We start from the raw sequence: 14458 nt of genomic DNA, 5'->3' as shown, positions 1-14458 counted from the left end.
ACTGGTCAATACGGTTGTGTATCAAAAATACTCGTACATCATTCGTTTCTAACAGTCTGTTCCCTAGCTTCATCACAGGTATAAATCATCTGTCATTAACTACCTCCGAAAAGCATTGCTAAGTAATCCCCTTAGACCACACAGTTTACTGTCACGGACCTACACTATCACCATTAAGCTCGTTATCATACATTGTACAGCTCCAATGAGTGGTTTTAGTTTTCTTATTACCACGCCAGCCTTTTTTCCGTAACTGTTTGGCTATTAACCTATTGAAAACGCCATGACCTACGAGCACGACAGAGCCCTCTTTTTCAGCATAAGATATGAGTTTGGCAGCTGCTTTTTCAGCTCTTGTTTCAGCTTCCCTTAATGATTCACACCCTTTTGTCACCCCTACAAGCCACAGACACCGAAGGAGAACAAGCCATAGAGCAGGACGCATTTTTAACCAACTTGGGATAAAATAAGGCACTGGCAATTCAGCTTCTCGAAAAAGCGAATCACTCCTTCTATTACTATCAGGCTTCAAGAGGGCTGCGGAATCGATTGCTCTTTTTAAATCACTCGTGACGATGAAAGAGGACATGGTCATTGCCTTGATTGTATCAGTCGGAAATATTTCTGTTTCCCTAACACCACTTTGATTGTAAATATTGATCCACCAGCTCAATTGCGCCTTCGTTACGGGGCTATCATCACGATGATGTGATTCCCCATGCCTAATTAATGCAATTCTCATTTTTCTCTCCTTAATTGATAGATCATTAGATTATGGTAAAGAGCTTAAGTGCTCATGAATTAATTTCCAAGCTCCGTTTTCATCTACAACAAACACATTTGTTGCCCGACCACTTCCAGTGACAAAACGCCCTTCCACATACCCTTTATACTTATATGTATACGTACATACCGCTGTTGTATCTGTTGCGGTGAGCCACGTCACGTCTACCGCTTCATATACCTCATCCTTTACTTTCTCCCACGCTTGTTCAAAATAATGTTGTATAGCATCATGTGTCGCACACGTTTCATCCGTAAACCAATACAATGCCTCAGGATGTAAGACGTGAGCAACCTTTTCAAATTGATGTGAGTTTGTTGCTTCAATATAAGTCTTTAACGCAGATTGATAAGTCATTGGTGCCTCCTAGCAGATTTAATTCTTATTTTATTAACATTTGAAAGTTACTAGATCTCGTATTTACAAACCATTTACCCTTTCCCTTTCCTTTTAAAAGAAACTGACGTACTCAGAAACTCACTAACAGCCTCTAGCGTTGTGACTGCCATGACTAAATTAATAATCTCAATATAGAGATTTTAAATCAAGCCAACCTTTAACAAACCCTCTTTTTGTTCATTAAAATTTTCAGCTAACGTCGTAAGCGATTTAATTACCTTAATTGAACGCCCAAAACACCTAGGTCATTAAACCTACGAAACATATAAAAACATTTCTTTTTTTGTAAAAGACCAGCATATTTCCCTATTTATTCTCTTTGTTGTGTTCAGTTATTATGGAAAGATATGCAATATATTTAACTCTTTTTTATTTTATATTTAAGGAGAAGATTCTATTATGGGAAAAGAAATTAAAATTGTTTATGAAGAAGTTCAGCAATCGCTCGACACATTCCAAGAAACAAGTCAATCAATAAGCACAACTACACTTGATAAGGTTGGCGTTGATAATTTATTAGATTCAGTAGATAAATTAAATAATGTAAATTTACAAGTAAATCAACTTGTTCAATCTTATCAGAATCTACTGATAATTAATGCATCAGGATCAAAAGAGTTGATACAATCAATGAAAAACGTAGATAAAAAGCTAAGCAACTCAATAAAGTAGGAGGATAAATAACACTAATGAAAAGATTAAATGTTAGTACATTACATAATGGCATAGAAAAAACTATTAGTAAACTTAGGTGTCAAAAGCAAGATTTTCATCGAGTGGAAAAAGAAATACACGGTATTATATCACTTCAGGACTCATTAAAAGGAAAAGGTGGTGAAGCTATTAAAGCTTTCTACGAAGACTGCCACCTACCTTTTTTAAAACATTTTCACAACTTTAATACCCAGTATGAAAATGCTTTGAAACAAATGCAAGCTGCTATCCAAACTTTGGAACCAAACGCTGATGGCTATATAACACAGGATTTTTTAGAACATGACGTCAACAATGGATTAGACAAACTAAAAAATGTAACAATGGCTTTAACAGACGAAGCAAACCTTATTATAGAAAGTATTCAAGATATCATTTCTTTACCTAAACTCGATGATCAACGAGTCATGCAATCAATTAGTCATGCGAAACAGCAAGTGGGCGACACAGTCGACCAATTATTACAGTTTGACCATACACAAACTAGAGCACTTACTGTAGTGGAACGAGATGTTGCAACATTGAAAACATTTGTAACTCAAATAGAGGACCTCTTTAAGAGTGGGAAGCTAACAATTGCTAATTATCGTGCTGGACAACTGGATAAAGAACTTGCTTTTATGTCTATAACAGGCATATATAACATTGCTCAACAATTAAAAGAACTATCACTTAAGTACACAAAAGACATCAATTATATAAAACATATCATACAAAAAGCCTTAATGCTTGCTTACAATCCCATTATAGTTTCTTTTTTTCCAAAGTCTGTAATATTAGCAGGTGTACCTATTACAAAGCAATTTCAATCAATTTTAAAGCCTGATCATTCTCATTTATCCTTCTCAAAGCAAATACAAAATGGTAAATATAAAAACTTGTCACAAATTTACAACGTCATGAATCAAGAATTAATTAACAGCGAACTACTCCCTCATTATGAAAATATTGTGAATTCATTAGGGAACACCTTCTCCAAATTTAGGGAACTTAGCGACTCTACATTTGTGAAAAAAGTTGCCCCTGCCATTATTAAAGTTATGTATGGTTTAGGACGCAATAAAAAAACATCTTATACTGAAGATCCTATTAATATAGCCTCAGGCAACTTTATTTATCAACATAAAGACATAATTATACCAGGGCAAAGTGGTCTACACTTAACACGATTCTACAACTCACAAGATGATCAGAAGAATACGTTCGGGAAAAAATGGATTTTCAACTTTGGGGTGAATTTAAAGCTCTTAAATAATTATGATATAGAAGTCACATTTGAAGATGGGCACAGAGAATTATTTGAAAATCAAGGAAATGACTCCTATCAGTCGACTGTAGGTTCCTTTAATTCTCTGACTACGCATTATGATGGCTATACTCTCATATTACCTAGCAGAGAAACATATTTTTTCAATAAAGCTGGTAGGTTGAGCTTTTTAATAGATGCTAAAGGAGCGCAAACCACTTTTGAATATAATACAAGTGGGTTACTCACAAGAGCAAAAAGTGATATTGGTTCCCTGAGTTTTACCTATAATAATCTAGAACTCATATCCAGCATAGAAGATCATACTGGTCGAAATGTCAGTTATAACTACCACGGAGAAAATCTTATTAGTTATACTGATCCAGAAGGGAATTCCATTCATTATCAATATAATGATAATAACCTTCTAACAGAAATTATAAGTCCTAACAACAAAGGAAGGGTTAAAAACCTATACGATTATCAAGGTCGAGTAATTGAGCAGACTGCTCCAAACGGAGGTGTTACTAGCCTCACTTATTTGAGTGATGGCTTCACAACTGTTGTCACTAATGCATTAGGATATGAAACTACCTTTATTCATAATAATCGCTATCAATTAGTCAAAAAAATACTCCCTACAGGAGAGCAGGAATCGTATAGCTACACTGAAAGGGATCAAATAAGTAAATTTATTGACCGGAGGGGACACTCTACAGAATTTTTCTATGATACTGCTGGTAATTGCATTGAAGTGAAGGATTCACTCAATCAGACAACCTTAATGGCCTATAACAATCATCGAATGAGCAAAATAATTTATCCTGATGGTGCATCCCATACATTTGAATATGATGAATATGGCAATGTTATTCAAGAAAAGGATCCACTTAACCATACGTCTAATTTCACATACAGCAAGGATGGCTTTTTAGAAGGGTGGAATCTACCTAATGGTACTTATATTAAACAATCACGTGATGCTAATGGCAATTTGGCAAGTAGAATAAATAATTTCAATCAAGTTACTACATATAAATATGACTCTTTAAACCGTATTAAGACATTGTTAAATGCAAAAGGACATTCTTTTGATTATGAATATAACTCGAACCATCAACTTACAAAGTTAGTGTATCCAGATGGAAGTAAAGTTCAATTAGACTACGATAATCATGGAAATTTAACATCTAAAACGGATCAAGAAGGACATGACACATATTATGAATACGATAATTTTGACAAACTCATTAAAATCACAAACGCTAAAGGACATGTAGACTCTTTTGAATATGATTTACTTGGTCAAGTTATCAAACAAATTGATGCTAAAAATAATGAAATATCCTTTTCCTATGATTCGCTTGGAAGACTAGAAACAGTCACAGATCAAGACAGTTTTATAACAACGTATTGTTATGATGCAGCAGACAATATCACCAAAGTAACAAACCCTGAAGGTGGCGAAACCCACTTTTCTTATGATGCCTTAAACAGGGTCACAGCTATTAAAAATTCGTTTGGAGAGAATGTACGTTTAGAATACGATTCACAAAATAGGATAACAAAGGAAATACATTCAGAAAAACTAGAAACTAATTACACCTACAATCTTGCAGGTCAGTTAATTAAGAAAATTGATTCAGCTGGTCAGAAAACATCTTTCAAGTATAATGCGAACAATTTACTTGAAAAAATAACTTTATCTGATGGTTCATTTTGGTTTTACGAATATAATGCATTAGGACAACCTATAAAAATAACTAATCCACTTGGCCACACAATCGAACGCTCCTATGATGAAACTGGACAAGTGATATCGGCAAAAGATCCTTTAGGACAACAAACTACATTTGTATATGATCCAATGGAACGCTTATGTACAATTATTTATCCTAATCAAGCAGAAAAAAGTTTCACGTACACACCTAAAGGGCTTCTTTCTAAAGTCATTAACGAAAACGGATACGAAACGGAATATATGTACGATGCTCTTAATTTATTAAAGGAAGTTAAAGATCCTTTAGGCAACATTACTAAGTATGACTATGACGCTACAAAAAATCTTACTAAAGTTTCAAGACTTAATGGTATTTCTGAATCTATCTCGCACCAAATAAAAAAATACGTACCTCAGAATGCTAATTTTGCAATCGATGATCATTCTGAGTTAGTAGAACAAATTGTAAGGTACGAATATAACCCTCGCGGCTATTTAGCCAAAAAAACAGACAGTACAGGTTATTCTACAACGTATTCTTATGATGGATTAGGAAATCTTATTAATGTCATAGATCGTGACAATTTCGCGACTAGCTATCATTATAGTAAAGGGCAACGTCTAAATCTTGTGAAGTATGGTGACGGAAGATCAATTGCATATAATTATACTAAAACAGGGCAAATTTCAGAGATTGAAGATTGGTCAGGGACTACACATTTTGAATATAATTCTCTAGGGCAACTGATTACTGTCAAAACACCCAACAATGAAAGTATTCATTATAAGTGGACAGCTCAAGGACAACGAGCATTTACAACGTATCCTGATGGCTATGAAGTTGGCAATGAGTATAATTCCCTCGGGCAGTTAGTAAAAGTAACAGACTCATTAAAATGTGCCACAAATTATAGTTATGATGAAAATGGCGACCTTGCATCCGTTAGCCTACATGATGGAAGTCTAACAACTTTTAAATATGACCCATTATCTCGAGTCACAGAATTGTCCTATTTAAACTCCCAAGATATGGTGACCGAAAAACACATTTATGAATACGATCCAGTTGGGAATAGAAAAAAGGCTATAATATTTTCGAGAGATGAAAAGCCGTCAGACAAGATTGAATATAGCTACGATGCTTTAAACCAAATTACTGAGGTTAAAGGAGTATCTGGTCAACATACTCGTTTTTTCTATGATATGACTGGAAATAGATTAGCTGAGCTTACTCAAAATAATCAAACCACTCAATCCGGCTATGTGTTTAACTACGATAGATTAAATCGCATGAAACAACGCATGGATATTATGACACTAGATAAGAATTACTACTCGTATGATAATCGAGGAAACTTATTAGAAATCTTTCAAGGGGATCATTTAACTCAGAAACATACATTTGATGCTACTAATCAACTCGTAGAGGCATGGACTAACATGGATGTGGAATCAAAATTCACATATAATGGGTTAGGACAGCGAATTCAAAAGACAATCTCAAACTCACCAACAAAGGAGACACATCAGCTTTTACGTAATAAAGAGGTAACCAATCCAGATATTCTTTTAGAAGAACGTTTTATTCAAGATATCTTATCCCCCGCTAATCATGTACTAACAAAAACAACTGGCGATAACAAGGTTCACCGTTACACATATGGAATCAATCTAATTAAAGAAGATATTTTAACATCAACATTAAAAAATGGTAATGCTTCTAATACCAACACACAAGAATCATTAGATACTTACTCCTTTAAACATAACGAACAAGGAAGCATTGTATCAAGTGTACGTCTAAAAACAGAAGAATCTAAACATATGAAATATGATACCTTTGGATCTCCTATATTGAAAGATAGTGATACTATTTTAGATGGAGCTCACCATTATTCTTATACAGGACTTCCTTATGATAAAGAAACGGGGCTTTATTATGCTCAAGCCCGCTATTACATGCCCAATACTGGAAGGTTTATTTCTGAGGATTCTTGGGAAGGTCACATGTTACATCCAAATACTACAAATCCTTATCCTTATGTAGTGAATCAACCAATGACTTACACTGATACTTCTGGTCAAAAACCAGAAAATTCAACAAGGGGTTACTGTACAGAAAACAGAGATGAGTCCATTACTTGTTATGACCCTACTCAGGACCTTGACATAAGCTCCAACAATACTTCCATGAACACAGTCATTGCTGCCCCTGCACTTAACCCTGGTATTTGGCACAGTTTAGGTGGTACTACAGCTGGGACTGGGGCTGGAATAGCTGCTGGTGCAGGACTTGCGGGTGCCGCGGGAGTTATAGGATTTGGAGGAACAGTAGCCTCAGGCTTCGCAGGGAATTGGGATAATGTATATGTCCCACGAGCCTTAACAGGAAATCCCCAATTAACTGAATGGGAAGAACTGACAACCCCTGAGTTAAAAGAAAGAATAATTGCTGATTCGAATAATAACGTAGGTGGATTGTCTGCAGATGATTTAGCAAGCGTGGAAGCATATATAGGAAAAAATGCACCAACCAAAGGGGAGGTAGCCACTCACAATAAAAGGTTAAAAAATACTTTGGTCAATGGAAAAGAACGCAAAAAAATACCAGGCGTACCTCCAAATGTTCCTAAAAAAGGAATTAACCATAGTGGGGCACATGAACGTTATATTCAACAACAAGCTACAAATCCTCCAGTTGATCCTTTCACTGGTCTTTCCGCCCACTCTAAAATACCGGGAGGACCAAAATGGGGGGGATTAGTCGGTATTTTTACAGTTAGCGGAGTTGCTTTTGGAGATGGTTATGTCGAGCTTATGAACAGGCAAAATAAAGCTAAAGAAAATTTACAATTCGCAGAGCAGTACTATAAGGAAAACTGGAAAGGACAAAACTAATTTAGAAAGGATGCTATCATATGAAAAAATTATATCAAAAATTATTTAAGAAAAATCGAGTAAATCAATTTAACGTCTTCATAGAAGAGGCCAGAAACGAACCTAATAAACAGGAAAAAATAAACATGTTATCACATTTAATTGACAATTATCCATCACATTATGAAGGCTATTTTGAGCGTGGATTAATTTATTTAGATTTGGAAGATAATGAAGCGGCCATAGATGATTTTACTAAGGCTATTTCATTATCTTCAGATAATGAAGAGCTCTATTTCTATAGAGCTCTGGCTTTTTCCAATCTTAATTATACTAAACAAGCTATAGAAGATTTTACGACTTTCATTCATCTATCCCCTCATAATCCACTCCCTTTCTTTAATAGAGGGACCTTATATGAGAGTTTAGAAGATTATACAAGCGCCTTAGCTGACTATAATAACGCAATTGAAATTGACGAGACTTATTTAGACGCCTATTATAATATGGCCTCAATTTATTTCCAGCTAGGAAATACAAATAAAGGAATCACGTGTTGTGAAAAAATTATTGAACAAGATCCTGCATACGTTGACGCCTATTTTTTACTTGGACGCATACACAATTCATTAACTGACTATGATAAGTCCCTTAAATACTATTATTTATATCTTGATATATTAGGCTCTGATTGGAAAGCTTATCACAATATAGGAAACATATATGATGAATTACATGATTATACTAAAGCTATAGAAGCATATACGATGGCCATTGATCAGGGCGGTAATTCATCAACCTACCTAAATAGATCCTTCACTTATGTAAAGGTGGAGAATTATAATGAGGCTTTACAGGATCTAAATTTCCTATTAAATCGTGAGCCAAACCATGCTTGGGCCTACTACCATAGAGCTTCTTTATATCACGATTTAAACCAATGTGATATCGCCATGCAAGATATTAACAAAGCTATATCATTAGACCCTACTGAGCCAGAGTTCTACAACTTACGAGGATGTATTTTGTTGTCCTTAAAAAACTATGAAGAAGCCATTAAAGAAGCCAAATACGCCTTATCACTTGATCCAGATCTAGAAATAACTTATTCTACCCTAGCAGAAATTAATGCAGAGTTACAAGAAACTGATTTACTATTTAAGTACTTAGAAAAAGCTCTGCAGTTAGGTTATTCTCCTCAGAAATGCTTAGAAACGTCCTATTTTAAACCTTATTTTGAACATGACCAGTTCAAATCACTGATGGAAACCTACACCATATAAGTAAACAACTCATTAATTTGGAAAAGGACCCTAGTCATATGAAAAAATTATATCAAAAATTATTTAAGAAAAATCGAGTAAATCAATTAAACGTCTTCATAGAAGAGGCCAGAAACGAACCTAATAAACAGGAAAAAATAAACATGTTATCACATTTAATTGACAATTATCCATCACATTATGAAGGCTATTTTGAGCGTGGATTAATTTATTTAGATTTGGAAGATAATGAAGCGACCATAGATGATTTTACTAAGGCTATTTCATTATTTTCAGATAATGAAGAGCTCTATTTCTATAGAGCTCTGGCTTTTTCCAATCTTAATTATACTAAACAAGCTATAGAAGATTATACAACGATCATTCATCTATCCCCTCATAATCCACTCCCTTTCTTTAATAGAGGGACCTTATATGAGAGTTTAGAAGATTATACAAGCGCCTTAGCTGACTATAATAACGCAATTGAAATTGACGAGACTTATTTAGACGCCTATTATAATATGGCCTCAATTTATTTCCAGCTAGGAAATACAAATAAAGGAATCACGTGTTGTGAAAAAATTATTGAACAAGATCCTGCATACGTTGACGCCTATTTTTTACTTGGACGCATACACAATTCATTAACTGACTATGATAAGTCCCTTAAATACTATTATTTATATCTTGATATATTAGGCTCTGATTGGAAAGCTTATCACAATATAGGAAACATATATGATGAATTACATGATTATACTAAAGCTATAGATGCATATACGATGGCCATTGATCATGGTGGTAACTCATCGACCTATCTAAATAGATCCTTCGCGTATGTAAAGGTGGAGAATTATAATGAGGCTTTACAGGATCTAAATTTCTTATTAAACCGTGAGCCAAACCATGCTTGGGGCTATTTCCATAGAGCTTCTTTATATCACGATTTAAACCAATGTGATATCGCCATGAAAGATATTAACAAAGCTATATCATTAGACCCTACTGAGCCAGAGTTCTACAACTTACGAGGATGTATTTTGTTGTCCTTAAAAAACTATGAAGAAGCCATTAAAGAAGCCAAATACGCCTTATCACTTGATCCAGATCTAGAAACACCTTATTCTACCCTGGCAGAAATTAATGCAGAGTTACAAGAAACTGACTTACTATTTAAGTACTTAGAGAAAGCTCTGCAGTTAGGCCATTCCACAAAGACATGCTTAGAAACGCCCTATTTTAAACCTTATTTTGAGCATGACCAGTTTAAATCACTGATGGAAACCTACACCATATAAGTAAACGGCTTATTCATTTAATTTAGAAAGTGACTGATTGTGATGCTAATAAACCTCGATACAATCGTTTATTTTTACAAATGTTTCTTTATTTTTTTAACAGCTTACTTTACCTATTTTTATGTTCATACATTTAAAAAGGGATTTTTAATTTTCACTACCATCTCAGCATTACATGTTCTATCCATTTTTAATTTGGTTAATTATTTAGTGATTTACTATCTCATGGCGCTTGTATTCCTTATCGGATGGATCATTGATAAACGGCTAACATGGCTTTTCCTGACATTCCCACAACTCATTATCATTCTGGATACAGTCTCGCCCTTTTTTGATTCTTATAGCCCATTTTTTCGCTATATAGTATCAGCAATCAAAGGTGTTATACTCTATTATTTATATATCACATTAGTTCGTGCTGTGTATCAGGACCCTCTGCTAGCTAAAAAGCTAAATACCCGACATAATAAGTTTTATCGTATGACAGATGAAAAAAAGATTAACTATCTAACAAAATTACTAGATAAACATCCCGTCACGGAAAATTATATTAGTCGTGGGAATGTCTATCACACTATTGGAGAAGTGGAAAAAGCACAAGCCGATTATCTTAAAGCAATTGAAACGTCACCAGAACATGCTTCTGGTTATATCTACTTAGGTATACTTCACATCGAACAACACGCTTATACTACTGCCCTAACCTATATCAATAAGGCTGTGTCCCTTACTGAAGACGAGAACAAAGCAGCTATTTTATATCAGCGAGCTATCTGTCACTATCATTTAGGTCATTATCGCGAAGCACTAAAAGATATAAGTGAAACACAACAAACCTATATAGGAGACGCTCATATTTTTCTGCTTCGCGCACGCACATTTTTAGCCATGGGATACCCGGATCAAGCTTTGATTGATGCTGAGAAAGCTATTGAAAAAAGTCAAGGTGATTCCAATGAGAACGATACTGATACTAAAGAAGAGGCCCTCACATTATTAGCAGACATTAGAGCGAAACAAGCTGAGACGACACCCTAACTCATTTTCTTATTATTGCACCTAAAATCTCCTCTTAAAGTCACCATCTTGATTAATGTTATTTAATTAGGGTATAATAACATTAAGAAAATCGTATGATAAAAAAGACCGCTAGTGCGGCTAACACTAACGGTCCGTAATAGCTCAGTTCCCTTCAAAGGGGATTGGCAAAGGGTTAGACAAATAAGCCTTCCCACAGAGCCGTTAACTCATACATGTGGGGGCTTATTTTTTATGATCGAATGTCAACAACGCCACGATTAACATCCCAAACGAGATCATTAATGTTAACGCTTCTGTCACACTCACCATATAGGCATCACCTCCTTTCGGAAGGTGCGCCAACCCCCTATGAGTTACTAAACTACCACATGAAAATTATACCATATTTAAGGAGTATTCGTACATTTGCTTTAAACTAAATCTCTCTCCATATTTGTAAATTACACATCTTGAGCGATTCCATGAAAAACGGGCTTTCTGTTATTCTTGATCTCATTGCCCTCTATGTAAAACCTTAACGTCATTTACTTTTGACTTTTAATCCCCTTCTTTCTTAAGTATTAGTGACATGTAGTGCATTTGTCTAAAAGAGATTCGCTTGTCATTTTAAAACATGTCAAGGTGTTCAAAAAATCCTTTTTTTGTTTGATATCTTAACTTCCTACTAAATTGATTTCTACTCATTGCTAATTATAATAATATATAAAAACCGTTAGTGTGTACTTGCACTAACGGTTTGAATTAATTTAGCATCATACTTTTAATGAAACACAAATTGGAATAATCGTCTTTTATTAACTTATTAAGTCGATTTTCCCTTGTGGTGAAATGTTTAATAAAGAAGAAGAGAACTCTAAGTAATCACTTGTAGAAAAAACTAAAATCCCCGCTACGAAACAAGAGATTAAACTTAAAATCATTAAATACCTTTTCATATTATCACCTCACTCATTTTGTGTACTTCCGTTTTAGCTTGCACAGCCTTTTTATAAAATTTCATCGCCCCTTCGTAATTCCCCCTTTCTTCAAAAACAACTCCAATTTCGTAAGATAATTCCACTACATCTGTCCATAATTGAAACTTCCCAAGTTCATCCAATAAAGAAATAATTATTGGAATCGACTGTAACTCATAACACGCATGAATCACCTTAAATTTTGTTAAAGCCTCTTTCTGTTCTTCTCTTTTAGCCCTTTCCATTCCAGATAAAAGTAATTGATGGCCTTCTTCATTTCTTTTAGCCTTATATAACGTATAAGCTAATTCATATATACCTCTTACTCCTCTACTTGATTCGCTATATTCCGAAATTTTTAAAGCTTCTTCAAAATGTGTAATTGAAAGGTCATACGTCATTTGCCGTTGATAGCATAAACCTAAATTAAAATTTGCTAATGCAATAGAAAGTTTAAAGTTCCCTTCCTCCGCTTTCTTTAAAGCCGTATAATAGTATGAGTAAGCTTTATCATAATGGCATAGATCTACTAAGTTAGCAGCTAAAAGCATTTCACTATTTAATTCTTTCTCCAAGTAATTTTCAAATTCTCCGAAAATTTTTAATGCTTTTTTTGCATGATTTAATGATAAAAAATGTTGCTCAATTCGATAGTATGCTTGTCCCAGATGATAATGAAATTCTGCCTCTTCGATTGGGTCTGACACAAGTTTTAGCTTATTTTCAGCTAATTCGTAATTTTTAATTGCTTGCATAAAGTTTCTATTGTAAAAATTGTATTGTCCCGCAAAAAAATAATAATAATATTCTATTATTGTATCTGTTTGATTAATATTTTGTTCTTCAAAATAATTTAAATCATCCTTCAAATCGTGGATGTTCCTTATCATCATTTTGTGTCGGAAGTCTAAGAGGGTGAAGTATATCACCAAATTTTGATTTTCTTCCATAAACGGCAACGTCTGTTCAATTTCATTTTTAATTTCTACAGCTTTTTTAACATTATGCTGTACAATCATGCTATACCATTCATTGAGCATTTCAGCTACGTTTTCGGATGCTATTTTTTCTATCAAAATTCCTTCATCCTCTCCTTGAATATACACTTCCCCACTCTTTTTTCTATTTAATGTCATTTTACTACATATTCCATCATTTACAACCACTATTTGTATAATAAAAGTTTTAAATTTTTGTGACATTCAATCTCTGTTTTTACATTTAATTTTACATAGGTTTAGGAATTACAACCGCATTGCAAGCTTTTTCATAAAATTCAAGTGGTCCCGCTTCTCCAATTACAGCATATTCATATCCTATTTCTTTCATTTCTCTTAAGCACATATGAAGCAAGGTGTATCCTATACCTTGTACCCTTTTTGAATGAGTAGTTCCCATTGGACCAAACAATCCCTTTTTATGTCGAACAACATCAAAGCAAGAAAAACCTAGAATTTCTTTATCACCTAAAGCAATAAAAATAGGAATCTTGTCTTTTAAAAACCCGTTTTCAAGGGAGTCTAACCATTCATTTCCAAATTCTTCTTTTATAAAGTTCATTAAAGAAATAACATCATTTTGCTCTGCTCTTCTAAAAATTATATCGTTTGTTTGAATATCTGGAAACGAATAATTCCTCAATGAAACAATCATATCTCTCGGAAAAGCGACGATTTCAAGGATACGAGGAACATCCAATCCATCAATTATAATCTTTGTTGAGTAGTCATTGCTACTAAAAATTGCCTCAACAATATGTCCTTCATTTAAATAAATCTGTTTGTACCGTTTCATTAGCTTATTTGCATTATCCATCACCTCTTTAGTGGATAAAGCAATTTTTCTTGTAAAAGGTCCATAACTTATCCCGTGTTCGTTAGTAAAATTTATATCTTTTGCTCGTCTATTTAATTTATCCCAAAGATCGGGGTGGTTATTATTTAGCTCAGCACACACACTTGTCCTTACCAACAATATACCTAAAAGTAAATGAATTGGATGAACAACTTTAGTTGTCTTTTCAGCTTCTTTTTCCGCGTTTTTAATTATTCTTAAAGTACGTTCAGTTAATTTCAAGAGCCTTCCCTCATTTCAATTTACTGATTGGGAATCTTTTAATATACATTCATTTCCTTTTAACTGGATAAAAAAGAACATT

Annotated in this window: 10 protein-coding genes; 5 read left to right on the top strand and 5 right to left on the bottom strand. The window is 34.1% G+C overall.

The features are described from left to right. Positions 1-151: 151 nt before the first annotated feature. A complete protein-coding gene (locus BK581_RS16610) occupies positions 152-742 on the bottom strand; it encodes a histidine phosphatase family protein (protein WP_078579217.1) in 591 nt (196 codons plus the stop codon). 30 nt (positions 743-772) lie between these two features. Beyond that, a complete protein-coding gene (locus tag BK581_RS16605) occupies positions 773-1141 on the bottom strand; it encodes a YybH family protein (RefSeq protein WP_078579216.1) in 369 nt (122 codons plus the stop codon). A gap of 441 nt (positions 1142-1582) precedes the next feature. Between BK581_RS16605 and BK581_RS16600 the strand changes: the two genes are divergently transcribed. From BK581_RS16600 to BK581_RS16580, 5 genes are read left to right on the top strand one after another with little or no spacing between them, the layout of a single operon-like run. After that, positions 1583-1855, top strand: a complete 273-nt coding sequence (locus tag BK581_RS16600) for a DUF5344 family protein (protein ID WP_078579215.1) — start codon at positions 1583-1585, stop codon at positions 1853-1855. Positions 1856-1872: 17 nt separating this feature from the next. Beyond that, entirely contained in the window at positions 1873-7761 is a 5889-nt protein-coding gene (locus BK581_RS16595) for a T7SS effector LXG polymorphic toxin (RefSeq protein WP_078579214.1), read from the top strand. A 20-nt stretch (positions 7762-7781) separates the two neighbouring features. Next, the gene (locus BK581_RS16590) at positions 7782-9023 is read left to right on the top strand and encodes a tetratricopeptide repeat protein (RefSeq protein ID WP_078579213.1); all 1242 of its coding nucleotides are present in this window, start codon (positions 7782-7784) and stop codon (positions 9021-9023) included. Between the two features lie 38 nt (positions 9024-9061). After that, positions 9062-10303: a tetratricopeptide repeat protein gene (locus BK581_RS16585; RefSeq protein ID WP_078579212.1), complete on the top strand. Its 1242-nt coding sequence runs from the start codon at positions 9062-9064 to the stop codon at positions 10301-10303. Positions 10304-10345: 42 nt separating this feature from the next. Continuing rightward, a complete protein-coding gene (locus BK581_RS16580; protein ID WP_078579211.1) occupies positions 10346-11341 on the top strand; it encodes a tetratricopeptide repeat protein in 996 nt (331 codons plus the stop codon). A gap of 225 nt (positions 11342-11566) precedes the next feature. Here the strand turns inward: BK581_RS16580 and BK581_RS20380 are convergent, their stop codons facing one another. The 3 genes from BK581_RS20380 to BK581_RS16570 all read right to left on the bottom strand — a co-directional run bounded on the left by BK581_RS20380 (position 11567) and on the right by BK581_RS16570 (position 14376). Then, positions 11567-11686, bottom strand: coding sequence for a putative holin-like toxin (locus BK581_RS20380; protein ID WP_245829118.1), 120 nt, complete (start codon positions 11684-11686; stop codon positions 11567-11569). A gap of 589 nt (positions 11687-12275) precedes the next feature. Beyond that, positions 12276-13502, bottom strand: coding sequence for a Rap family tetratricopeptide repeat protein (locus BK581_RS16575; protein WP_078579210.1), 1227 nt, complete (start codon positions 13500-13502; stop codon positions 12276-12278). A 25-nt stretch (positions 13503-13527) separates the two neighbouring features. Continuing rightward, a complete protein-coding gene (locus BK581_RS16570) occupies positions 13528-14376 on the bottom strand; it encodes a GNAT family N-acetyltransferase (RefSeq protein ID WP_078579209.1) in 849 nt (282 codons plus the stop codon). Positions 14377-14458: the final 82 nt, after the last annotated feature.

Origin of the sequence: Salipaludibacillus agaradhaerens (genome assembly GCF_002019735.1) — a bacterium.
Lineage (GTDB): Bacteria > Bacillota > Bacilli > Bacillales > Salisediminibacteriaceae > Salipaludibacillus > Salipaludibacillus agaradhaerens.
The sequence above is the reverse complement of the archived record's forward strand: the minus strand, read 5'-3'. Positions and strand labels throughout refer to the sequence as shown.

Coding starts and splice junctions, on each gene's coding strand:
- BK581_RS16610 (WP_078579217.1), bottom strand. CDS start 742: ATGAGAATTGCATTAATTAGGCATGGGGAATCACATCATCGTGATGAT.
- BK581_RS16605 (WP_078579216.1), bottom strand. CDS start 1,141: ATGACTTATCAATCTGCGTTAAAGACTTATATTGAAGCAACAAACTCA.
- BK581_RS16600 (WP_078579215.1), top strand. CDS start 1,583: ATGGGAAAAGAAATTAAAATTGTTTATGAAGAAGTTCAGCAATCGCTC.
- BK581_RS16595 (WP_078579214.1), top strand. CDS start 1,873: ATGAAAAGATTAAATGTTAGTACATTACATAATGGCATAGAAAAAACT.
- BK581_RS16590 (WP_078579213.1), top strand. CDS start 7,782: ATGAAAAAATTATATCAAAAATTATTTAAGAAAAATCGAGTAAATCAA.
- BK581_RS16585 (WP_078579212.1), top strand. CDS start 9,062: ATGAAAAAATTATATCAAAAATTATTTAAGAAAAATCGAGTAAATCAA.
- BK581_RS16580 (WP_078579211.1), top strand. CDS start 10,346: ATGCTAATAAACCTCGATACAATCGTTTATTTTTACAAATGTTTCTTT.
- BK581_RS16575 (WP_078579210.1), bottom strand. CDS start 13,502: ATGTCACAAAAATTTAAAACTTTTATTATACAAATAGTGGTTGTAAAT.